Annotated in this window: 24 protein-coding genes and 4 pseudogenes; 5 read left to right on the forward strand and 23 right to left on the reverse strand. The window is 63.2% G+C overall.

Features of this window, described 5'->3' with window-relative positions:
- Positions 1-65 precede the first annotated feature (65 nt).
- Positions 66-920, forward strand: a complete 855-nt coding sequence (locus tag J3A71_RS30440) for a sterol desaturase family protein (protein ID WP_004574342.1) — start codon at positions 66-68, stop codon at positions 918-920.
- A gap of 29 nt (positions 921-949) precedes the next feature.
- On the opposite strand, the gene tnpC is transcribed toward J3A71_RS30440, so the two are convergent.
- From tnpC to J3A71_RS30455, 3 genes and pseudogenes are all read right to left on the reverse strand, one after another.
- Positions 950-1,312 (reverse strand): Tn3 family transposase post-transcriptional regulator TnpC, encoded by a 363-nt coding sequence (gene tnpC, locus J3A71_RS30445; RefSeq protein ID WP_004374622.1) that lies wholly within the window; start codon positions 1,310-1,312, stop codon positions 950-952.
- Positions 1,312-2,670 (reverse strand): annotated as a pseudogene (locus J3A71_RS30450) (transposase); the annotation flags it as partial. The gene tnpC and the pseudogene J3A71_RS30450, both read right to left, overlap by 1 nt.
- Positions 2,618-3,544, reverse strand: coding sequence for a recombinase family protein (locus J3A71_RS30455; RefSeq protein ID WP_004574516.1), 927 nt, complete (start codon positions 3,542-3,544; stop codon positions 2,618-2,620). The pseudogene J3A71_RS30450 and the gene J3A71_RS30455, both read right to left, overlap by 53 nt.
- 201 nt (positions 3,545-3,745) lie before the next feature.
- On the opposite strand from J3A71_RS30455, the gene J3A71_RS30460 reads away from it, so the two are divergent.
- The 3 genes from J3A71_RS30460 to J3A71_RS30470 are packed head-to-tail and all read left to right on the forward strand — an operon-like array spanning position 3,746 to position 7,395.
- Positions 3,746-3,985 (forward strand): ribbon-helix-helix domain-containing protein, encoded by a 240-nt coding sequence (locus J3A71_RS30460; RefSeq protein WP_004574517.1) that lies wholly within the window; start codon positions 3,746-3,748, stop codon positions 3,983-3,985.
- Entirely contained in the window at positions 3,985-4,395 is a 411-nt protein-coding gene (locus J3A71_RS30465) for a putative toxin-antitoxin system toxin component, PIN family (protein WP_004574518.1), read from the forward strand. The genes J3A71_RS30460 and J3A71_RS30465 overlap by 1 nt, the downstream gene beginning before the upstream one ends.
- Positions 4,396-4,398: 3 nt before the next feature.
- Positions 4,399-7,395 carry a Tn3 family transposase gene (locus J3A71_RS30470; protein ID WP_004574519.1) on the forward strand — a complete coding sequence of 999 codons (2,997 nt, stop codon included), beginning with the start codon at positions 4,399-4,401 and terminating at the stop codon, positions 7,393-7,395.
- A gap of 137 nt (positions 7,396-7,532) precedes the next feature.
- On the opposite strand, the pseudogene J3A71_RS30475 reads toward J3A71_RS30470, so the two are convergent.
- The 8 genes and pseudogenes from J3A71_RS30475 to merT all read right to left on the reverse strand — a co-directional run.
- A pseudogene (locus J3A71_RS30475) lies at positions 7,533-7,745 on the reverse strand (DUF3330 domain-containing protein); the annotation flags it as partial.
- 123 nt (positions 7,746-7,868) lie between these two features.
- Positions 7,869-8,105 carry a broad-spectrum mercury transporter MerE gene (gene merE / locus J3A71_RS30480; protein WP_004574521.1) on the reverse strand — a complete coding sequence of 79 codons (237 nt, stop codon included), beginning with the start codon at positions 8,103-8,105 and terminating at the stop codon, positions 7,869-7,871.
- Positions 8,098-8,460 (reverse strand): mercuric resistance transcriptional repressor MerD, encoded by a 363-nt coding sequence (gene merD, locus J3A71_RS30485; RefSeq protein ID WP_004574522.1) that lies wholly within the window; start codon positions 8,458-8,460, stop codon positions 8,098-8,100. The genes merE and merD overlap by 8 nt, the downstream gene beginning before the upstream one ends.
- A complete protein-coding gene (locus tag J3A71_RS30490) occupies positions 8,460-8,876 on the reverse strand; it encodes a hypothetical protein (protein WP_004574523.1) in 417 nt (138 codons plus the stop codon). The genes merD and J3A71_RS30490 overlap by 1 nt, the downstream gene beginning before the upstream one ends.
- A 20-nt stretch (positions 8,877-8,896) precedes the next feature.
- Positions 8,897-10,579 (reverse strand): mercury(II) reductase, encoded by a 1,683-nt coding sequence (gene merA, locus J3A71_RS30495; RefSeq protein WP_209953672.1) that lies wholly within the window; start codon positions 10,577-10,579, stop codon positions 8,897-8,899.
- Between the two features lie 12 nt (positions 10,580-10,591).
- Positions 10,592-11,023 (reverse strand): organomercurial transporter MerC, encoded by a 432-nt coding sequence (gene merC, locus J3A71_RS30500; protein ID WP_004574525.1) that lies wholly within the window; start codon positions 11,021-11,023, stop codon positions 10,592-10,594.
- 12 nt (positions 11,024-11,035) lie between these two features.
- Positions 11,036-11,314, reverse strand: a complete 279-nt coding sequence (gene merP, locus J3A71_RS30505; RefSeq protein WP_004574526.1) for a mercury resistance system periplasmic binding protein MerP — start codon at positions 11,312-11,314, stop codon at positions 11,036-11,038.
- Between the two features lie 13 nt (positions 11,315-11,327).
- A complete protein-coding gene (gene merT, locus J3A71_RS30510; protein WP_004574527.1) occupies positions 11,328-11,678 on the reverse strand; it encodes a mercuric ion transporter MerT in 351 nt (116 codons plus the stop codon).
- Positions 11,679-11,749: 71 nt separating this feature from the next.
- On the opposite strand from merT, the gene merR reads away from it, so the two are divergent.
- Complete coding sequence (gene merR, locus J3A71_RS30515; RefSeq protein ID WP_004574528.1) at positions 11,750-12,169, forward strand: Hg(II)-responsive transcriptional regulator; 420 nt, start codon at positions 11,750-11,752, stop codon at positions 12,167-12,169.
- Positions 12,170-12,321: 152 nt separating this feature from the next.
- Here the strand turns inward: merR and J3A71_RS30520 are convergent, their stop codons facing one another.
- The 12 genes and pseudogenes from J3A71_RS30520 to J3A71_RS30575 form a co-directional block, all read right to left on the reverse strand.
- Positions 12,322-12,540 (reverse strand): co-regulatory protein PtrA N-terminal domain-containing protein, encoded by a 219-nt coding sequence (locus J3A71_RS30520; protein WP_004574529.1) that lies wholly within the window; start codon positions 12,538-12,540, stop codon positions 12,322-12,324.
- A 279-nt stretch (positions 12,541-12,819) separates the two neighbouring features.
- A pseudogene (locus tag J3A71_RS30525) lies at positions 12,820-13,148 on the reverse strand (DUF4158 domain-containing protein); the annotation flags it as partial.
- A 3-nt stretch (positions 13,149-13,151) separates the two neighbouring features.
- Positions 13,152-13,712, reverse strand: a complete 561-nt coding sequence (locus tag J3A71_RS30530; protein ID WP_009681541.1) for a recombinase family protein — start codon at positions 13,710-13,712, stop codon at positions 13,152-13,154.
- Positions 13,713-14,006: 294 nt separating this feature from the next.
- Positions 14,007-14,573, reverse strand: a complete 567-nt coding sequence (locus J3A71_RS30535; RefSeq protein ID WP_004574805.1) for an OsmC family protein — start codon at positions 14,571-14,573, stop codon at positions 14,007-14,009.
- A gap of 14 nt (positions 14,574-14,587) precedes the next feature.
- Entirely contained in the window at positions 14,588-15,364 is a 777-nt protein-coding gene (locus J3A71_RS30540; RefSeq protein WP_004574804.1) for an SDR family oxidoreductase, read from the reverse strand.
- Between the two features lie 59 nt (positions 15,365-15,423).
- The gene (locus tag J3A71_RS30545; protein ID WP_004574803.1) at positions 15,424-16,008 is read right to left on the reverse strand and encodes a TetR/AcrR family transcriptional regulator; all 585 of its coding nucleotides are present in this window, start codon (positions 16,006-16,008) and stop codon (positions 15,424-15,426) included.
- Positions 16,005-16,685 (reverse strand): cupin domain-containing protein, encoded by a 681-nt coding sequence (locus J3A71_RS30550; RefSeq protein WP_004574802.1) that lies wholly within the window; start codon positions 16,683-16,685, stop codon positions 16,005-16,007. The genes J3A71_RS30545 and J3A71_RS30550 overlap by 4 nt, the downstream gene beginning before the upstream one ends.
- Positions 16,686-16,862: 177 nt before the next feature.
- Positions 16,863-17,402, reverse strand: a complete 540-nt coding sequence (locus J3A71_RS30555; protein WP_198528928.1) for an enolase C-terminal domain-like protein — start codon at positions 17,400-17,402, stop codon at positions 16,863-16,865.
- A 4-nt stretch (positions 17,403-17,406) separates the two neighbouring features.
- Positions 17,407-17,619: pseudogene (locus J3A71_RS31620) on the reverse strand (GntR family transcriptional regulator); the annotation flags it as partial.
- A gap of 121 nt (positions 17,620-17,740) precedes the next feature.
- Complete coding sequence (locus J3A71_RS30565; RefSeq protein WP_049696799.1) at positions 17,741-19,318, reverse strand: aldehyde dehydrogenase (NADP(+)); 1,578 nt, start codon at positions 19,316-19,318, stop codon at positions 17,741-17,743.
- A gap of 17 nt (positions 19,319-19,335) precedes the next feature.
- A complete protein-coding gene (locus tag J3A71_RS30570) occupies positions 19,336-20,358 on the reverse strand; it encodes an Ldh family oxidoreductase (protein ID WP_110676717.1) in 1,023 nt (340 codons plus the stop codon).
- A gap of 45 nt (positions 20,359-20,403) precedes the next feature.
- Positions 20,404-22,086: a choline dehydrogenase gene (locus J3A71_RS30575; RefSeq protein ID WP_016715857.1), complete on the reverse strand. Its 1,683-nt coding sequence runs from the start codon at positions 22,084-22,086 to the stop codon at positions 20,404-20,406.
- Positions 22,087-22,089 lie beyond the last annotated feature (3 nt).

Raw genomic sequence — 22,089 nt, forward strand, 5'->3', positions numbered from 1 at the left:
TTTTCGTTCAAGCGCCAGCACAGGTAATTGGCACAAAGTGGAGTCATCTTAGGGAGGGCTTCACGATGGGCAATTCACTCAGGTTCATGATCCGCTGGCTCAGCTACCCAGCAATCTTTGGCGGGGCCGCAGCCTGGATGATCTGGTTGCTCTACACGGGTATTCCGTATTGGCCCAGCACGCCGATCATTGCCGCCCTAGGGATTCTGCTGGTGGCGTTGCTGGAACGCGTGCAGCCTTTCCGGGGCGACTGGTTGGAGGACCACCAGGATACCCTTACCGATATCATCCATATGGTCGTGAACCTGTCTGTGATCCAGTTTACGGCGACCGTGCTGGCCCGGCTGGGCGATTGGGTGTCCGCAGAGTTCCGTGTCTTCCCAACAGATTTACCGCTGTGGGCTCAGCTAGTCATTGTCGCCGCCGTGCTGGACCTTAGTTTGTACGCCATGCACCGCTTCAGCCATCAGGTTCCATGGCTGTGGCGTTTGCATGAGCCACATCACAGCGCTGAGCGGCTCTACTGGATGAACGGCGAGCGCCGGCACCCGTTGCATGCCGCTATCATGGCAGGGCCTGGGCTGCTCGTGCTCTTTTCGATGGGCACTCCTTCTGCACTCGTGGCCACCTGGTTCGGCATCCTGACGGTACATTTGGCCTTTCAACACTCAAATCTGGACTACTCGTTGGGCTGGCTACGGCGCGTCATCGGTGTTGCAGAAACACACCGCTGGCATCACAACCGCGACTTCGAGGATGCTCAGGTCAATTTCGGTGAGTTCTTGCTGGTGTGGGATCAGTTGCTTGGAACCTTCTATGACAGCGCAAGCAAGCCCGGCAGCGCCGAAGTAGGACTGCGTGACCGGAACTATCCGACAGGCTATGTGGGTCAACTTGTTGAGCCGTTCAGAAGCCAGTAGCTTGCTCGGTGTTGCTGGCGACTAGTTGGTTAATGAGGATCGGCCGGCATGAGTTCAATCAAAGGCCTCAGTTGAGCTCTGACGCTGGCCAGCCAATTGCCCAGTTCCACCAGATCCTCATCAAGCGACTCGGCTTCCTCCCAGATACTGCCGCCTTCCGTCACAGACACCGATAGTGCCGCACCATCGAGCACCGTTTTCGCCATGGCATGTACCCGCAGGAGGCCATCCCTGAGGCCGCCGATGTTGTTCATATCCTTAAGCAGCAGATCCAGCCCATCGACTAGACACAGCAACTGGGTGGTGTCGTAGACGTCATGCAAACGCTCCAGCGCCTCGGCATCTACCTCGCCGTAGGGCGTGACGCGAAATGACGCAGGAGGAATGTTCATCAGGTCATCTCCTCGGTTTCCGCAGTACCGAGCTTGCCAGTGCGGATGGACCCGGCTGCCTGCTGGAACACCGAGTCTTTGATCCAGGGCTCCGGCGGCCGGTTGAGCTTGAGGTTGAACTCGCCGAAACGCTTGACGTTGCTGGTCAGGTAGGGGCTGAGGAAGGACACATCCTCATCGGAGAACTGCCAGCCCTCGCGAGCCAATTTCTGCAGGATCCGCATCATGTCCACAGTGTTCTGCAGGATCACCGACGAGGCCACCATGTCGTTGTAGCGCAGTCGCTTCTGTTGCTCGTCCGGATCGTTCTCGGCGATCACGTCGCCGCCGAAGGACAACCACTTGGAGAATCCGTTGTAGGACTCGATCTTGTTGGTGTTCGCGGTAACCTCCTGGCGCAACTCGCGACTGCCGATCCAGTTGAGCAGGAAGATCGTACGGATCACGCTGCCCAGTGCCTGTGCCGCGTGGTAGAGCTTGTTACGCCGGCTGTAGGAACCGAGTTTTCGCAGCAACATAGGCGAGGAGATTTTGCCCGCCTGGATCGATAGCGCGACCTGCATCAAATCCTGCCAATGGGTTTCAATCAGGTGCCAGTCGGCGGTGTCGGTGAACAGGCGGTTGATATGCTTATACGCAGCGCCGCGATCCGGCCGGCACATCACCAGGTCGCGCCAATTGCGGATGCGTGGCATGAGGTTGATGCCAAGCAGATGAGTGAAGGCGAACACCGTGGCCGACTGGCCCTGGGTATCGGAATACACCGTATCAGCTTCGACGCTGAGATCGGCCTTGAGCAGCCCCTCGATTACATAAATTGCCTCCCAGATGCCCGGGGGGATGAAGTGCTGGAATACAGCGATGTAGTTGTTGGCCACATGCCGATAGGCCACGGCTCCCATCTTGCGGTAGCGGAAGTGGTAGCCGGCCAGCAGGTTGTCGTCATAGAAGTCGAACTGGGTGCCGTCCGCAGCCACCGCCTTGCCATCGCCCCAGAGTTTGGGCAGATCGAGCTGCAGGTAGAGTTCCACCAGCTCGCGGTTAGCCTTGTCCAGTTTCTCCAGCGAGAGGTGACGGCGATTGGTATAGGAAAGCATGTGCGGGGTGACATTACCGGCCAGATGCCGCGCGGCCTGGCTGGGGCCGAGGTTGCAACCCATGGCGAAGATCGTCATCAGGTAGCGCTCGGCAGGTTCTTTGAGCTTTGGCTCGTTGCCGGACATCGGCCCGAAATGTCGAGTGAACTGAATCCAGTGCTCGATGTTGGGGTTTGGGGAGCAATGGAACAGAAAGTGCACTTAAGCCCTACCAGCGCCGTTCAGAGCCTTCTTCCCAGGCATCGGCTTCGATAAAGCAGTTGCGCATGTCGGCTTCCTGGCTGATCTCGGTCAGCAAGTCATGCACGGTCTTGTCCAGCTCATCGTCGCTCCGATACGGAATGGCCAGTTCGTAGTTGCCCGACTCCAGCCGTTTCATACTGTAGGGCTCCAAGCAGTAGCGCTCGATATTTTCCTTGGCCCGTTTCCGGCCGCGAACGAACTTGCTGTTGTTCACCACCGCCAGGCGCAGCGTGACGGTGGCCACCTGCTCGGCGGCGGGCTCTGCCGGCGACGCGACATTGCGTTGCTGACCTCGCGGCTGGGCGCTCTTCTGGTGTGCGCCGATCTCAACACCACGATGGCGCAGGTAGCTGTACAGCGTGCTCTTGGAGATGTGTAACTTCTCGCCGATGGCGCTGACGCTCAGGCGGCCCTCGCGGTACAGCGTCTCGGCCGCCATGGAGGTGGCCTCGGCCTTGGCTGGGAGGCCCTTGGGACGGCCACCGATCCGGCCCCGCGCCCGCGCGGCCGACAAACCCGCCTGAGTCCGCTCGCGGATCAGCTCGCGCTCGAACTCGGCCAGCGAGGCAAACAGGTTGAACACCAAGCGACCTTGGGCGTGGGTGGTGTCGATTGGGTCATTCAGGCTCTGCAAGCCGACCTTGCGCTCTGCCAGCTCGCCGACCAGCTCGACCAGGTGTTTGAGGGAGCGCCCGAGGCGATCCAGCTTCCAGATCACCACGGTGTCGCCCGCTCGAACATGGGCTAGCAACTTGTCCAACTCCGGCCGGGCGCTTTTCGCGCCGCTGGCGATGTCTTGATAGATGCGTTCGCACCCGGCCTGTTTCAGGGCATCGACCTGGAGGTCGGCGTTCTGATCCCGAGTGCTCACCCGCGCATAACCGATCTTCATCAAAAGTACCGTTTACTCGACTACGTTAGTAATAGTTGAACTTTGATTAAGCGTACCAGTTATTTGAACCGTAGCGCAGGTAGGTTAACCAGCCGATTCCTGTCCACTTAAAGTTCGGCAAAACGAAGGTTTTTTTGAACCATTGCATAGCCCTTTGTGATTGGCGTATAAACACACAAACACCTACTAGCGGGGAACGCCATGAATACGATTCGCTGGAATGTCGCCGTCTCGGCCGACACCGACCAGTCGCTTCGGATGTTTCTGGCCAGCCAGGGCGGTGGCCGGAAAGGCGACCTGTCGCGCTTCATTGAAGAGGCGGTGCGGGCCCACATCCTGGAACTGACGGCCGAACAGGCCAAGGCCGCTAATGCCCATCTGAGCGAGGCAGAGCTGACCGAAGCGGTTGACGAAGCGCTCGACTGGGCACGTAAGCGCTGATGCGGGTCGTGTTGGATACCAACATCCTGTTCAGCGCACTGATCTCGCCGCATGGCGCGCCCGATGCGATCTACCGTGCCTGGCGGGCGGCGCGTTTCGAGGTAGTGACCTCGCGGATGCAGCTCGATGAAATCCGCCGAGCCAGCCGCTACCCCAAGCTCCAGGCCATCCTTCAGCCCGCCAAAGTGGGAGCCATGATCAATAACCTGCAACGGGCTGTGGTACTGGAGCGTCTGACCATCGAGGTCGAAGCCGATGATCCGGATGACTCGTTTCTGCTGGCCATGGCCCTGGCAGGCGATGCGGACTACCTGGTGACCGGTGATCGCCGCGCCGGCCTGCTGCAACGCGGGCACATCGAACGCACGCGGATTGTCACGCCCGCCGTGTTCTGCGCCGAGGTGCTGTGATCGATGCCGGTCGGTTTTCTGACCCAGGAGCAACGCGACGGTTTTGGCCGCTATGTCGATGCCCCCAGTCGTGAGGAGCTGGAACGCTACTTCCACCTGAGCGACGACGACCACAAAATCCTCCTACCGCTGCGCGGCGAGCACAACCGCCTTGGCTACGCCACCCAACTGACCAGCATCCGCTACCTGGGCACTTTTCCCGACGACTTTTCAGCCGTCCCCCAAGAGGTGCTGCAAGCGCTCAGTCGCCAGTTAGGCATTACCGATCCAACTTGTATCCTGGCCTATGCCGAAACCCGCCAACGTCAACGTCATGCCGCCGAGATTCAGGAGCGTTACGGCTATCGGGTGTTTGCTGATTCCAGCGTCGGCTTTCGACTTGCCCGCTGGCTGTATGCGCTCTGTTGGACAGGGACAGATCGTCCTGGCGAGTTGTTCAATCGGGCGACGACCTGGTTGCTGACGCACAAGGTTTTACTGCCCGGCGTCACCGTTCTGGAACGGTTCATCGCCCAACTGCGCAGCCGGGTCGAAGAACGCCTCTGGCTAACCCTTGGCCGCAGTGTGAGCGAGGCGCAACGGCAGCAGCTACAGGACTTGCTGCTGGTCGCCGAAGGCAACCGCAGTTCCCGGCTGGATCAACTGCGCTCCGGCCCGGTGATGGTCAGTGGCCCCGCACTGATTCGGGCGCTGCGCCGGCTTGATGACGTGCGCGGCATCGGCATCGCCTTGCCAGCGGCGGCGCACATCCCGCCCAGCCGTATCGCGGCCCTGGCTCGCTTCGCCAACACCGCCAAGGTCACGGCGATCAACCGGCTGCCGGCGTCGCGGCGGATGGCGACACTGGTGGCGTTCGCCCTGTGCCTGGAGGCCACCGCGCACGACGACGCCCTGGAGGTCCTGGAAGCGCTGTTACGCGACCTGTTCAGCAACGCGGAGAAGGCCGACAAGAAAGCCCGCATGCGCAGCCTGAAAGACCTGGATCGCTCGGCGGCGACGCTCGCCGCCGCGTGCAAGGTCGTGCTGGACAGCTCAATCAGCGATGACAACGTGCGCGCCCGGCTGTTCAACGACCTGCCGAGGGCCTCGCTGGAGAAAGCCCTGGAAGATGTCAATGCGCTGATCCGCCCGGTTGACGATGTGTATTTTCTCGCCCTGGAGGCGCGCTACCGCAGTGTGCGCCGTTTCCTGCCCGACCTGCTCAAGCACATCCGCTTCGGCTTCAGCCCGGCCGGCAAAGGCGTGGTCGCCGGCCTGGATTGGTTGCAGCTGAACCTGCCCCGCCGGAAACCGGAGGATGACGCGCCGCAGGAGATCGTGGCCAAGGCTTGGCAGAAGCACATTACCCGCGAGGATGGCTCCCTCGACATGGGCGCCTATGTGTTCTGCACGCTCGATGCGCTGCGCACGGCCCTGCGCCGGCGCGACGTGTTCGTCTCGCCCAGTTGGCGCTATGCCGACCCGCGTCTCGGCCTGCTCGACGGTGCCGAATGGCTGGCGGCGCGGCCGATCATCTGCCGCTCGCTGGGCCTGACCATTGACGCCGGCACCACCTTGGATGCGCTGAGCGCCGAGTTGGATGCGACCTGGCAGGCGGTCGCGGCCCGCCTACCCGACAACCCCGCGATCCAGCTGAGCGAGAACGCCGAGGGCAAGACCGAGCTCTCGCTCGGCACACTGGACAAGCTGGAGGAGCCGAACTCGCTGCTGCAACTGCGAGCAGCCGTGGCTGATCTGATGCCGCGTGTCGATCTGCCGGAAATCCTCTTGGAAATCGCCGCTCGCACCGGCTTCGCCGAGGCCTTCACCCATGTGTCCGAGCGCAATGCGCGGGCCGACAACCTGGTCACCAGCCTCTGCGCGGTGCTGCTGGGTGGGGCCTGCAACACCGGCCTGGAGCCGCTGATCCGCACCGACAATCAGGCGCTACGCCGCGACCGGCTGTCCTGGGTCAGCCAGAACTATATCCGTGACGACACGCTGTCAGTGGCAAACGCCATTCTGGTGGGGGCGCAGAGCCAACTGGAGCTGGCCCAGGTCTGGGGCGGCGGCGAGGTCGCCTCCGCCGATGGCATGCGCTTCGTGGTACCGGTGCGCACCGTGCATGCTGGCCCCAACCCGAAGTATTTCGGCACCGGCCGGGGCGTCACCTGGTACAACTTGATTTCCGATCAGTTCTCCGGCCTCAACGCCATCACCGTGCCCGGCACCCTGCGCGACAGCCTGGTGCTGCTGGCCGTGGTGCTGGAACAGCAGACCGAGTTGCAGCCGACGCAGATCATGACCGACACCGGGGCCTACAGCGATGTGGTGTTTGGGCTGTTCCGCCTGCTCGGCTACCACTTCAGCCCGCGCCTGGCCGACGTCGGCGGTACCCGTTTCTGGCGCACGCGCCCGGAGGCGGATTACGGCAAACTCAACGGCCTGGCCCGGCAGTCGGTCAAGCTCGATCTGATCGCCGAGCACTGGGACGACCTGCTACGCCTGGCCGGCTCGCTCAAGCTCGGCCGAGTGCCGGCCACCGGCATCATGCGCACCCTGCAAACAGGGGATCGTCCCACCCGCCTGGCCCAGGCGCTGGCTGAGTTCGGTCGCATCGAGAAGACCTTGCACACCCTGACCTACATCGACGACGAGTCCAAGCGCCGCGCCACCCTGACCCAGCTGAACCGGGGCGAAGGCCGCCACAGCCTGGCCCGCGCCGTGTTCCACGGCAAACGCGGCGAGCTGCGCCAGCGCTACCGCGAAGGCCAGGAGGACCAGCTCGGCGCCCTCGGCCTGGTGGTGAACATCATCGTGCTGTGGAACACCCTCTACATGACGGCGGCCGTAGAACGGCTCAGGCAGCACGGCTACCCGGTGCTGGAGGAGGATGTCGCGCGGCTCTCGCCACTGATCCACGAGCACATCAACATGCTGGGCCGTTACTCCTTCGCGGTGCCGGAAGAGGTTACCCGCGGCGAACTGCGGCCGCTGCGCAATCCGGACGACGACCAGTAGGTGTAACGGCCTGGGTTCGAAATCGGCCGGGCACCGCACTCGATGCCACTTCCAGCTCAGACGGATTGCGACTGACGGAGTCCTCGGGCTCACGCTTTCTGCGACCAGCAAGAGCCACTTTTCCGGTGCAGCGCGAATTAGCCGTCCTGACGGGTACTGACCTTTTGTGTGCAGGGGTGATCAGGCTCGGATGCCGCCCTCTTATCTGCTCGCGACATGAAACGCTGATAGCACTCCAGGCCACAGAAGTGCACGACATACTCGGAACCTTCCGGCGTCAGTGCGGCGTCAAGGGGAATGTCCTTGCAGCATTCGCAGCAGCTGATGGTGGAGGTGTTGTTTGTGTTCATGATGGGGGTTCCTCCATCGTCCAAGAAAACCTAGCAACGCTTTCCCCCCGTGACTGAGCGCCGATCGACCTGCAGCCTCCCTGCCCAACTCGGCAGTGGTGGTCGCGCCGTGCTCCGAGCGGGTCACGGTCGCTTCCGAAAGGCCTGCAATGCCGCTCGCAGGAAGAGGATGAAGAAAACCGCCAGCACGAGCGTCGCGAGGCTCCACTGCTCGCTGACGAACGCGCCGGCCGCTGTCCCCGAAAGCAGCAATGCCAGCACCGGCAGATGGCAAGGGCAGGTGAGCGCGGCGAGCACGCCCCAGGTGTAAGCACGCCAGCGGAAGACCTTGCTTGACTCAACGTGATCGGCGTTACGCATAGGCAGAACCTTCGCCGGCGCAATGAGTCAGCCCGGCCAGCTGGGTTGCCACTGCGGCTAAGGCCGCCTGCCGTGCCGTGACTAGCCGGAGCAGGCACTCGACGCAGCCGATCAAGTCGGCGCCATCGTCCGCATCGAGCGCCCGGCAGAGCCGTGCCAATTCGTCGAGCCCGATACCAGACTCGAAGGCGGCGCGCACGAAGCGCAGACGCGCCAGGGACCGCTCATCGAAAATGCCGTAACCGCTCTCCGTGCGCCGCGCGGGGTGCAGCAAGCCACGCAGCACATAGTCGCGCACCACATGCACGCTGACGCCCGCGTCCTCGGCCAGTCTGGATATGGTGTAGGCATTCATCACCGACACTCCCGGTCTTCCCCGCAAACTAGGGCGCTCAGATATTTCCTTCCGGCTAGGCGTTCAGGTAGCCAGATGAGCAATGGCGTAACCCCTAGTGCCAGGAGCAACCACAGCCGGGAGTGATACTCGCCGTTTGGGGCAAACCCATAAGCCAGCAGCGCACCCAGCGCGAGCATCAGGAAATACGGCCCGGTGATGTAGCAGTGAAGGCGGCGACAGCGCGCGGCGTTGACCAGGCAGGCGCCGCCCATCACGAGTAGCGCGGCGCTCGCTGCCAGGAACAACGCAGGGCGTCGATCCGCCAGAACAAGCGCTATGGTCGCCACGACGGCAGGCAGCCCCCATAAGCTGATTACCTGCCAGGTCTTGCGCAGGCTGTCGCGACTGCCGAGATCGCTTGCCGTGTCGTTCATGCTTCAACCTCGCGCGCTCATTACCCGGCGCAGCAGGACAGCTGCTTGACGTCCTTGGCGAAGGTTTGCGCCGCGAGCTTCAGCCCCTCGACCATCGTCAGGTAGGGGAACAACTGGTCGGCCAGTTCCTGCACCGTCATCCGCGCCCGGATGGCGATGGCGGCGGTCTGGATCAGTTCGCCCGCCTCCGGGGCCACCGCCTGCACGCCGATGAGCCGTCCGCTACCTTCCTCGATGACCAGCTTGATGAAACCCCGCGTGTCGAAGTTGGCCAGTGCGCGTGGCACGTTATCCAGGGTCAAGGTGCGGCTGTCGGTCTCGATGTCGGCGTGGTGCGCCTCCGCTTCGCTGTAGCCCACGGTGGCCACCTGCGGATCGGTGAACACCACGGCCGGCATGGCGTCGAGATTGAGCTTCGCCTCGCCGCCGGTCATGTTGAGCGCCGCACGGGTGCCTGCGGCCGCCGCCACGTAGACGAACTGCGGCTGGTCGGTACAGTCGCCGGCCGCATAGATATCCGGGGCACTGGTGCGCATGCCCGAGTCGATCTGGATGGCACCGCGTTCGTCCAGCTTCACGCCGGCGCCTTGCAGATTCATGCCTTGGGTGTTGGGCGTGCGGCCGGTGGCGACGAGTAGTCGGTCGGCATGCAGCTCGCCATGATTGGTGCTCAGGATGAACTCGCCGTCGACGTGGGACACCTGGCTGGCTTGCGTGTGTTCCAGCACTTCGATGCCCTCCATACGGAAGGCTGCCGTCAGCGCTTCACCGATGGCCGGATCTTCGCGGAAGAACAACGTGCTGCGTGCCAGGACCGTGACCTTGCTGCCCAGCCGGGCAAAGGCCTGCGCCAGTTCCACCGCCACCACCGAGGAGCCGATCACGGCGAGCCGCTTAGGAATGGTGTCGCTCGCCAGCGCCTCGTCCGAGGTCCAGTACGGGGTGTCCTTGAGTCCGGGAATCGGTAGAACGGCCGGGCTCGCGCCGGTGGCGATCAGGCAGCGGTCGAAGGCGACGATGCGCTCGCCGCCCTCGGCCAGTTCCACGCTGAGCGTGCGGCCGTCCTGGAAACGGGCGGTGCCGCGTACCAGGGTGATCGCCGGCGTGCTCTCCAGAATGCCTTCGTACTTGGCGTGGCGCAGTTCGTCGACACGACCCTGTTGCTGGGCGAGCAACCGCTCGCGCAGGACGGTCAGGCTCGTGGTGGACAGTCCGGCGTCGAACGGGCTCTCGCGCCGCAGATGGGCCACATGCGCGGCGCGAATCATGATCTTGGAGGGCACGCAGCCAACGTTGACGCAGGTGCCGCCGATGATGCCGCGCTCGATCAGGGTGACGCGCGCACCGCCTTCCACCGCCTTGAGCGCGGCCGCCATGGCGGCGCCACCGCTGCCGATGACCGCCACGTGGAGCCTGTCGCCATCTTTCCCGGCGCCAATGCTGCCGCTCAACCAGCCCCGCGCCTTGTCGAGCAGGCCTGAGCGGGTAGGTGCCGTGGCGTCTTCGAACGCCGCTCGATACCCCAGGGCCTCGACGGCGGCCTGCATCTGTTCACGGCTTACGCCCTCGTCGACCTTCAGTTCGGCCTTCCCGCTGGCGTAGGAAACATCCGCCCGATGCACGCCGGGGATCTTCTCCAAGGCCTCTTTCACATGCTCGACACAGGAGGCGCAGGTCATGCCGACGATTTGTAGTTTGGTCATAGTGTTATTCCTTCATTTTGGCGGAGTCGGACAGGACGTCGGGGAGCAACGGCGGTGGGCGGGCGACACGAGATCCCAGATGGACACCCCAAACATGAGGGCCAGGCCGATATAGAGCAGCCAGCCGCTCCGCCAGCCGTGAGCCAGCATCAAATACACCGCTATCAGCACCAGGGCCGGGCCGATCAGGCCAGGCGCAGCGCGTCGCCACTGCCGGTGACTGAACCCGCCGAGGGCATTGACGAGCAGGGCCAGCCCGGCAAATAACGGCAGCAGCGTGGTGATGAACAGGCCTTCCCACTGGCTCAGAAAGCCCAGACCGATCGCGGCCCCCAGACCGGCAAGGGCGGGGAAACACGAGGCACAGCCTATGGCAGAAATCAGCACGCCAACGGACCCGGCTTTGTCACCGATCCGCGTGAACAAATTGAAAGGGTTTGCCATCGGAATGCCCGCCTACTGCTTGACGCTGGACGGGTAGCCGGCGTCCTCGGTCGCCTTAGTCAGCGCCTGGACATTGGTCTTGGCATCATCGAAGGTGACGATGGCCTCGCGGTTCTCATAGCTCACCTCGGCCTTGGTCACGCCCTCGACCTTGGTCAGCGCCTTCTTCACCGTGATCGGGCAAGCGGCGCAGGTCATGCCCGGCACCGCCAGAGTGACGGTCTGCGTGGCCGCCCAGGCAGGTGCGGCGACTAGGGTGGCGAGGGCGAAGGATGCAAGCAGTTTTTTCATGGCGGACTCCTGATCAGTAGAACAAGGGAAGGATGTAGGGGAAGCCGAGCGCGACCAGCACCAAGGCCGTTACCAGCCCGAACAGCAGCTTGTAGGTGGTGCGTACCTGGGGCACGGCGCAGACCTCACCCGGTTTGCAGACTTGAGCCGGGCGGAAAATGCGTCGCCAGGCGAAGAACAGCGCGACTAACGCCGCACCGATGAAGAGCGGGCGGTAAGGTTCCAGCACGGTCAGGTTGCCGATCCAGGCCCCGCTGAATCCCAGTGCGATCAGAACCAGCGGCCCAAGACAGCAAGTCGAGGCGAGAATCGCCGCAAGCCCCCCGGCGACAAGAGGGGCGCGCCCGTTTGATGGTTCAGACATGCATTTCTCCTTTCGAGCATGTGAGCGATGGTTTAAGGTTACTTCCGTAGTCAAGTACGGAGTCAAGCAGTATGGAAAACACTGTGGAAAGCCTGACCATCGGCGCCTTCGCCAAGGCGGCCGGGGTCAACGTGGAAACCATCCGGTTCTATCAACGCAAGGGGCTGTTGCCCGAACCGGACAAGCCCTACGGCAGCATTCGCCGCTACGGCGAGGCGGACGTGGCCCGGGTGAAATTCGTCAAATCCGCGCAACGACTGGGCTTCAGCCTCGATGAGGTGGCCGGGCTGTTGCGATTGGATGACGGCGCTCACTGCGACGAAGCGCGCGTGCTCGCCGAGCAGAAGCTCGAGGATGTGCGGGGAAAACTCGCGGATCTGCGGCGGATCGAGTCGGTGTTGGCGCGGCTGGTTCACGATTGTTGTGCGAGCCACGGGACGGTTTCCTGTCCGCTGATCGTTTCGCTGCAGGGGGAAAAGGAACTGCGCTGACTCCGCGCGTTAACCGAGGATTTCCCGATGCGTGAGGCACCTCCGGGGTCGGCTTGCGCTTGGCAAAACAGCGGCGCTCATTGAGCGCCGCTGAATGGCCAAAGGAGCACTTGCATAGGCCACAGGTTAGTACTGCATCAGCAGCTCATGTTCTACTTTGCAGGCGGACAGCCGGGCTGCGCCTCGACCCGGCCAGCCGCCGTGGCCCCCAGTTGCTCAATCTTCTTGGCGGTTTCCGCCACCAAGGCCGCCTCAGCCTTGTCGCGCATAGCGGCGATTCGCTCGATTGAACGGTCGCTCCCGCTCTCGGCCCATACGGTGGATGACAGCAGAGTCGCACCAACTATCAGCAGTAGTCTTAGGTATTTCATAACAGCCTCCTCTCGGGTTTTCTACCCACGAGCCGACTCTATCTCCGTAGTTAAGTACGGAATCAAGGAGAGATGGAGATGAAGGTCCTGGATTATGGCGCTGAGAGGAAATGGCAGGGCTTAAGTGCACTTTCTGTTCCGTTGCTCCCCAAACCCCAGCATCAGCGAGGCGGTGACGGTGCCCTGCTTGATCGAGCTGGCCTAGCGCAGGATGTCATCCCAGTGGGCGCGGACGTGCTTAATGTTCAGGGTGCCGCCGATCAGCGGGCGCAGCGTCGGGTAGGTGCGCAGTTCCTGGGCGTGCTCGCGGCGAGTCACGTCTCGCTCGCCGTACTTCGGCCAACTCGCCGGGTCGGCCTGAACTTGCTTGGCCACCCATAAGATGACCGGCTCGGGCGGCTCGCTGTCGGTGCCCAACGCATAGCCGGGGTAGCGCAGCAGGCTGAGCTGCACCGCGAAGCCAAGGCGGTTGGCGTCGCGCGTCGCTGGCGGATCAGCGACAGGTCGGAGTCGTTGAAGGTGTAGTAGCGGATCAGGTCATCCTGGCTTTCCGGTAGCGCAAGCAAGGTGTCGCGCTCGGTGGCCGAGAGGATCGAGCGACGCGGCATAAATCAGTCGTCCGTGCGGAGGTACTGGTAGAGGGTTTCACGGCTGATGCCGAACTCGCGGGCGAGCTGCGCCTTCGGCTCGCCGGCAGCGGCCCGCTTCCGCAACGTGATGGCTTGCTCGTCGGAGAGAGCTTTCTTGCGGCCACGGTACGCGCCGCGCTGCTTGGCCAGGGCGATGCCCTCGCGCTGCCGCTCGCGGATCAGGGCGCGCTCGAACTCGGCGAAGGCCCCCATCACCGACAGCATCAGGTTGGCCATCGGCGAGTCCTCGCCGGTGAAGACCAGCCCCTCCTTCAAGAACTCGATCCGCACGCCACGCTGGGTCAGCTTCTGCACCAGGCGGCGCAGGTCATCGAGGTTGCGGGCCAGGCGATCCATGCTGTGCACTACCACGGTGTCCCCTTCGCGGACGAAGCTCAGCAGCGCTTCGAGCTGGGGGCGCTGGGTGTCCTTGCCCGAGGCCTTGTCGGTGAACACCTTGCTCACCTCGGTCTGCTCCAGCTGGCGTTCCGGGTTCTGGTCGAAGCTGCTGACCCGGACGTAACCGATGCGTTGTCCCTGCAAGATGCCTCCATGGGCTGGATGGGCGGCAGGGCTTACGTTGGTTTTTGGTTCCATTGCACCCGAAGCCTTGAATTTATCAGGCTGAAATCTAAGACCTTGGCAAGCATGTGTCAAAGAATGTGAAAGCGGACTCTATTCTGACGGCGCGGCACGGGCATGCCTGACATCCGGTTAGGGTATACCTCAAATTGACACTGCGTATTCCAGAGAACGTGATGACGGAAGGTTGAACCTTCCGTCATAGCGCATCTGGTTTGGCCTCCCGTCAGCCAACCACGGGAAACACTGACTCGATCATTGGAGAATGGTCAGCTTGGCCTTGAGATCAATGGCTCTCGCGAAGTTGTGGTAATTCGGCGATGTTCGCTGCACCTGCGCGTGCAATGCTTTCAGCGCCGCCGAATCCGCCGACGACTCCATTTCGACCTCATACTCGACCTGGTCGTACCCTGGATTGATCCCAGGATCGATTCCAAGAAAACCTCTCAGATCGAGGCTTCCCTTCGTGCGGATAGTCAGCGATTGCAACTCGATGTTCATTGCCGCCGCATTTGCCGCGTAGGTTGCAGTCATGCATGCGTTCAACGCAGCCAGGATCAATTCTTGTGGATTAGCGGCCGTGTCGGTACCGAGCAATTCTGCCGGTTCGTCCGCGTCGATGACAAAGCCGCGCGCCAAGGCCGTGTCACCTAGTACGAGCGGCATGGTTCGCGCACGCGTCCGGGTGCCACCCTCCCAGGTTGTCACGACGCCGAACGTCGCGATGCCTGCGGCGGGCTTTGCTGCGACCTGATCTGCAAACTCACGCAATGCGCCGACGTTGATCCCGTTGCCGGGAGTTCCTTTAATGTTTGTGTTCATTTCTCGTTCCCCCATTATGTGTTACGCCCGGCCATCACGCCGCCGTCAACGTCCCAGATTGCGCCCGTCACCCATGCTGCCTTGTCCGACAACAGGAAGAGGATGACCTCGGCGACGTCTTGTGGCGTCCCAACCCTGCCGATTGGGTGGAAGCTGTTGAATCCCTGTAAGGCGCCATGAACCTCGGCCTTGGGTATGAATCCCTCGTAAATCGGCGTTTCGACAACCGCCGGAGAAACGGCATTGACCCTGATTTGTTTGGATGCCAGCTCCATCGCAAGGTGCTGGGTCAGCGAATGCAAACCTGCTTTTGCCATCGAATACGCGGACGACGGCGTAGCCGCAATCGCCTGCTTGCCCCACATCGAGCCGATGTTCACAATGGCGCCGGGACGCTCGCTGGCCACGAGATTGGCCACGACTTTTTGTGTGATGAAGAAGAACGCTTTATTCAACGTCAAATATTGTTCGTAATCACTTTCCGTGTGCTCAAGAAACGCCTTCGGGAAGAACACCCCAGCCGCGTTGACCAGAAGATTGATGTCCTTGTGGTGTTCATCGATGGTATGCAGGAGTCGCTTCACATCTTCGGCTCGCGAGAGATCGGCAGTCAGGGCGGTCACGGTGCCCAACGACGACAGCGCCTTGCGGGCCTCTTCGGCCTTGTCTTCACGGTGACCGACGATGACGACGCTTCCGCCTTGCTCAAGAACCATGCGGGCAGTTTGCAGTCCCATCCCGCTAGTGCCGCCGATGACCAACAACTTCTTGCCATTAAATTCAGTACTCATAATAATCTCCTTAACTACCAACTAAATGGTAGGGTTGTGTTGCAAAAAAAGTGCCGACCTCAGGTCAACACGGTGGAAAGAAAAGTGTTTCCAACTTCGGCCGGTCCGCGTGACGACCGCATGCCACGGCCCACCATCATCGAGCCTTCCAACGCGCACAAGAATGCCTCTGCGAGAGCCTCTGGGGTGGAATTCGAGGTGATCAGCGCGGCACGCTGACCATCGGCAACGACAAGAGTCAACCAGTCGAGATTGACTTTAAAGAATCGCTCGACCTCGCTCACAACGGCGTCCGGCAGCGAGTCCGACTCGGCACCCAACATGCCGCAGACACAAAGGCGCCGGTCCTTGGCGAAGGTGCGTTCGAAAAGTGCCGCATACGCAGTTAGCCTGTCAGGCGCTTTCGCATGCTGCCCTTCGATGCTCAGCAACTCCTCACGAAACCGGTGCGTGTAGCGCTGTGCGACCACGGCCACGAGTTCACCCTTCTTGGGAAAGTGGTGGTGGATACTTGGTTTTTTGATGCCTACCAACTGGGCCACGTCGTCGTATGAGAAGCCGTTGTAGCCGTGCTGCTGTACCAACCCTTCAGCGGCATCGACCACCCGCTCGGCGGTCGGCGAGATTTCGGAGAAATGCTTCATGCAAGCGCCTCATTTGATTCGGCGACTGGCAGGTGGCCTGTCTTGACCAGGATGGTGCAGCCTGTATTGCTGAAGGGACGGTGAGCACTCAAATGCGGACTGCGCATCCATGTGCCGGTAGGGTAGCTTCCGAACTCATCCTCAAAGACGCCTTCCAACACATAGATTTCTTCACCGCCGTAGTGACGATGCGAATTGAATCGTGTCCCCGGGGCCCAGCGCACCAAAGCCGTATGTTGTGTGTCGAACTCAGAAAGTGGCATCACCGACAGACCCGGCACGAGGCCTGGAAACCAGGGGCCGTTACGGGTGTCGACCACGGTGCGTTGGCTGTCGGCTAGATCAAGATGGCGCAGCTTGACGAACAACGTGCAACCCGTCGCGGAGCTCGGTGCATGCGAAGAACCTGGTGGATTCTTGATGTAAGTCCCAGGCCCGAAGGTCCCGGATTCGTCGCTGAATTCGCCGTCCAGGACCAGAATCTCCTCGCCCAAGTCGTGCTTATGATTTTCAAAAGCGGAGCCCGGCGCGTATCGCACGATCGAGGTGGCACGCGCCACTTCGTCGCCATCACGCTCCAGTAACTGGCGTTGAATCCCGGTCGCTGGCGAATCGACCCACTGTAAGCTTGAAGGCTCGACGACAACACGCTGCGAAAGATCTGAATTGAGTTTCATGGCTTTATTTCATCTACCGACTACTTGGTAGGTAAGTTATAAGATCCCGATTTGTTTGTCAAATAGCTTTCGCCATTTTCTTTCATCCATTGAAAAAACAATGAATTGGTTACAAGAACTCGCGAAGCTTAGCGTACGATTTTTTCCGAATTCTCTATCGTCCCCAACAAGAACCGTTTATTCGACGCTGAACAGCGGCGCCCCCAGCCGGCCGACATCCACTTCGATGCCCAGCCCCGGCCCCGTCGGCGCGCTGCCGAAGCCGCCCTGCGAACGCGGCTGGTAGTGGGCCAGGTGGCCGTCGGTCCAGTCGTTGAAGAACGGTGTCATCAGCAGGCTTTCAGGGCGGGTGGTGGCTGCTACGTGGCTGGTGGCAGCGGTGATGATGTCGCCGCCCCACATGTCCTCCACCGACACCGCCATGTTCAGATCCTGCAGCAGGTCGCGGGCGCGCACCAGGTTGGTCAGGCCGCCGAGCTTGCCGAACTTGATGTTCACCGACACCGCGTTGGCCTCGTACTTGGCGCGGAACACTTCGTCGGCGCTGACGATGGATTCGTCCAGCACCAGCGGCAGGCTCGAGCCGCGGGCAGCGAGGATGCAGTCAATGGTGCTGCGGCACGGCTGCTCGACATACACCGGCAAGCCGGCCATGCCCTGGATCGCCAGCTTGGCGCTGGCCAGCGACCAGCCGCCGTTGGAGTCGGCGACGATCACCGTCGCGGTTGCGGTGGAATTCCACCAGCCCTTCCGACTCCAGGCGCTTGAGCGCCTCGCGCACCGGGATCTTGCTGACGTTGAACGACTTGGCCAGTTCGTCTTGGCGGATCGGTTCGTCTTCCGGCAACTCGCCCTTGATAATCGCGTCCCGCAGGTGCTTCAGGATGATCTCCGAGCTGGAAGGGGCAATGCCCAGGTTGGGGACGTTTTTCAAGAAAAGAGACACGGTGGTTTTTCTCCAGGGCGGACTTCGAATATTTTATACGAAATTTTTCAGCCCGCACCATAGCCCGATCCGCGCCTGCCCCGGTAGCCCGGAGCAGGTACAGGATATGTCAGGCCGCCGCCGTGCTCGCCCGGCCATTGACCAGGCGCGTGATGCCCAGCGGGTTGTCGCGCTTGAGAGCATCGGGCAGCGCGCTGTCCGGGAAGTTCTGGTAGCACACCGGGCGCAGCCAGCGCTCGATCGCCAGGCTGCCGACCGAAGTGCCGCGCGCATCCGAAGTGGCCGGGTAAGGCCCGCCGTGAACCATGCCGTCGGCCACCTCGACCCCGGTCGGGTAGCCGTTGACCAGCAGGCGCCCGGCCTTGTCCTCCAGCAGCGGGATCAGTTCGGCGAAGGCCTCCAGGTCTTCGTCATCGCCGATCAGGGTCACCGTCAGCTGACCTTGCATGGCCTCCAGGCCACGCAGCAGTGCGGCCTTGTCATCGAGGGCAATCAGCACCGATGCCGGGCCGAACACCTCTTCCTGAAGCACTTCATCGCCTTCAAGCAGCAGGCGCTGATCGGCGCCGAACAGGCGGGCCGGCGCCTGCCCGTCGGCCGCGCCCTCCGCCAGCAGGCGAATTCCGTCAGTGTCCTGCAGATGCTGCGAACCGCACTGGTAGCTGCGTAGGGTGCCGGCATTGAGCATGGTCTGCGCCGGCTTGCCTTGCAGGGCGCTGCCGAGCACCTCGCCGAAGGCGCTGAAGGCCGGCGAGCGCAGGCCGAGCACCAGCCCCGGATTGGTACAGAACTGGCCGCAGCCGAGCACGATCGAGTCCGCCAGTTGCCCGGCGATGACCACGCCACGCCGCTCGGCGGCACGGGGCAGGACGATCACCGGGTTGATGCTGGACATCTCGGCGAACACCGGGATCGGCTCCTTGCGCGCGGCGGCCATGTCGCACAGGGCACGGCCGCCCTTGAGCGAGCCGGTAAAGCCCACGGCCTTGATCCGCGGGTGCTTGACCAATTGCTCGCCGACCCCGCTCCCGTAGATCATGCTGAACACCCCCGCCGGCAGGCCGCAGCGCTCGACCGCCCGGGTGATGGCGCCAGCCACCAGTTCCGAGGTCGCCATATGCCCGCTATGGGCCTTGAACACCACCGGGCAACCGGCGGCGAAGGCCGAGGCGGTATCACCGCCCGCAGTGGAAAAGGCCAGGGGGAAGTTGCTCGCGCCAAACACCGCCACCGGGCCAATGCCGATCTTGTATTGGCGCAAATCCGGCCGCGGCAGCGGCAGGCGCTCCGGCAATGCGCTGTCGATCCGCGCGCCGAGGAAATCACCACGGCGCAGCACTTCGGCGAACAGGCGCAACTGGCCCGTGGTGCGCTTCTGCTCACCCTGGATCCGGGCACTCGGCAGTGCGGTTTCGCGGCAGACGATGGCCACGAAATCCTCACCCAGGGCATCGATCTCGGCGGCCACGGCGTCGAGGAAATCGGCTCGCTGCCCGGGGCTGGTGCTGCGGAATCGAGCCGCCGCCGCAGCGGCGGCATCGCACGCCTGGTCCACTTCCTCCGCGCTGGCTTGCCAGAAGGTCCAGGGCAGTGCCTCGCCGGTGCTGGCATCGACACTGCGATGGGGGGTGGTGCCGTTGGCGCAACGCGCACCGGCGATGAAGTTCTTGCCTGATATAGCCGTCATCACATGTTCTCCAGGCGCTACCGATGCAGTAGCGCGTTCAGTTCGTCCAGCAGTTCATCGTTGATCTCGACGCCCTGCGCCAGGCTGCGCCGACGCGCCTCGTAGCGCCGGGCGGAAGGCAGGCGGGCACCCTGCTGCTCGATGCTGTCGAACAGGGTTTCCGCGCTGTGCAGGTAATGCTCGTAGCGCTCGCCAAGAAAGCGCCTGGGGTCGAAGGCCAGGATCAGCTCGCCATGGAACGGCGAGGCTCCCGCACCAGCGTCGTGGGCCAGCGACTGGGCGCTGGTCAGGTCGCCGATCAGCGGCCCCGCCAGCAGTTCGATCATCGCCGCCAGGGCCGAGCCCTTGTGCCCGCCGAAGGTGAGCATGGCGCCCTGCAGCACGGCCTCGGCCGACGTGGTCGGCTCGCCGTCGGCAGATACGCCCCAGCCCAGCGGCACCGGTTTGCCGGCACGCCGGTGCAACTCGATATCGCCACGGGCAATGGCGCTGGTGGCCATGTCGAAGACAAACGGATCCTTGCCCGGGCGCGGCCAGCCGAAGGCGATCGGATTGGTCCCGAACACCGGCCCGCGCCCGCCCGCCGGAGCGACCCAGGCATGGCTCGGGTTGCAGGCCAGGGTCACCAGGCCGAGGTCGGTCAGGGTCTCGATCTCGACCCACAGCGCCGAGAAGTGCACGCAGCGGTTGATCACCAGGGCCGCCACGCCGTTGTCCACCGCCTTGCGCCGCAGCAGCGGTACACCGCGGTCGAAAGCCAGCTGGGAAAAGCCACCGGCGGCATCCACCCGCACACTGCCCGGCGCATGGTCATGCACCTGCGGCTCGGCGCGCGGGTCGACCTTGCCGGCCTTCAGCGTGGCGATGCACACCAGCAGGCGGTAGACGCCGTGGGAAGCGCACTCATCCCGTTGTCCGCAGACCATGGTCCGCGCCACGGCAAGCGCCTGTTCGCGACTGAAACCGTGCAGTTCGAGCACCGCGCGGGCGAGGCTGTCCACCTCGCTCAAAGCAAGACGCGCCAAAAGTCGTTTCTCCATCAGGATGTCCGGCGGCGAACGGGTCGCCGCCGGACCGGGGCAGGGTCAGTGGGGCATGCCGGCAGGCAGTCCGGGTTTGTCCAGGGCCGGCGCCAGCGCTTCGCGCCAGGCCGACACTTCCATCGGCGCAGCGACCTGGCCGAGGATGTGGTCGGACAGTTTTTCCGCCAGCATGATGGTCGGGGCGTTGGTGTTGCCGGTGGTCAGCGCCGGGAACACCGAGGCGTCGACGATGCGCAGCCGGTCGATGCCATGGACGCGGCCGTCATGGTCGACCACCGCCATCTCGTCCACCCCCATGCGGCAGGTGGAACAGGCGTGGAAAGTGGTGCCGGCGTTGTCGCGGATCCAGGCTTCCAGCTCGGCATCGCTCTGCAGGTGCTTGCCGGGGCTGAGCTCCTCGCCGCGCAGTTCGTCCCAGGAGCGCTGGGCGATCATTTCCCGGGTCTTGCGCAGGCCTTCGCGCAGTTGCTCCAGGTCGCCCGGCGCGGTGAGGAAGTTCAGGCGGATCAGCGGATCGGCCTTGGGATCCTTCGAGGCCAGGGTGACGCTGCCACGACTGGCCGGGCGCATGACGCTGGTGAAGTACTGGAAGCCCGGGGTGATGCGCGCCTTGCCGCGGTAGAACTCGCCCACCATGGGGAGAAATTCGTGCTCCAGGTTGGCGTACTCGACCTGGTCGTTGCCACGGAAGAACGCCCCCACCTCGAAGTAGTTGGACGCCCCCAGGCCACTGCGCGCGGCCATCCAGCGCGCCCCGACGAACAGCCGCCCGAGCGGCGACAGCGCGCGGGTCGGCGACACACCCTGCTTGGGCGTCGAATACTGGATCGCCACGGCCACGTGGTCCTGCAGGTTCTTGCCGACCCCGGGCAAGTGGTGGCGCAGCTCGATGCCGAGGGCCTTGAGCTCGTCCTGATCACCGATGCCGGCGAGCAGCAGCAACTGCGGCGAACCGAAGGCACCGGCACTGAGGATCACTTCCTTGGCGGCATGGCTGATCTGCTCGACGCCATCGATCTCGTACTTCACCCCGACCGCGGCCTTGCCGGAGAACACCAGGCCGGTGACGAAGGCGCGGCTTTTCACCACCAGGTTGTCGCGCCCGGCGGCCGAGTCCAGGTAGCCACGCGCGGTGCTCCAGCGCTCGCCCTTGTAGGTCGAGGCCTGGGCCACGTTGACTCCTTCCTGGCGCTCGCCGTTCTGGTCCGGGTTCAGGCGCAGGCCGTAGTCCTGGCCGGCGCCGAGGAAGGCCTGGTACAGCGGGTTGTCGGCCTTGCAGCGGTGCACGTGTAGCGGCCCGGAACCACCACGGAAGTTGTCCGTGCCACCGTCGAAGGTCTCCATCTTCTTGAAGTACGGCAGGCAGTGGCTGTACGACCAGTCGGGCAGCGCGGCCGCCGCCCAGCCGTCGAAGTCCAGCGGGTTGCCGCGGACGAAGACCATGCCGTTGATCGACGACGAACCGCCAAGCACCCGGCCACGGTGCTGGTCGCTGCGGTTGCCGTTCAGGCCCGGCTCGGGCTCGCTCTTGAAGCCCCAGTTGAAACGCTTGCTTTCCAGGGGCAGGCCCAGGGCGGCGGGCATCTTCAGGATCACGCTATCGTGGCGCGGCCCGGCCTCCAGCAGCAGGACCCGGGTGGTGCGTTCGGCGCTGAGGCGGTTGGCCACCACGCACCCCGCCGACCCGGCACCGACCACGATGTAATCGAACTCGTTCTTGCTCATTTG

It is taken from the genome of Pseudomonas sp. PvP089 (assembly GCF_017875165.1).
Lineage (GTDB): Bacteria > Pseudomonadota > Gammaproteobacteria > Pseudomonadales > Pseudomonadaceae > Aquipseudomonas > Aquipseudomonas fortuita.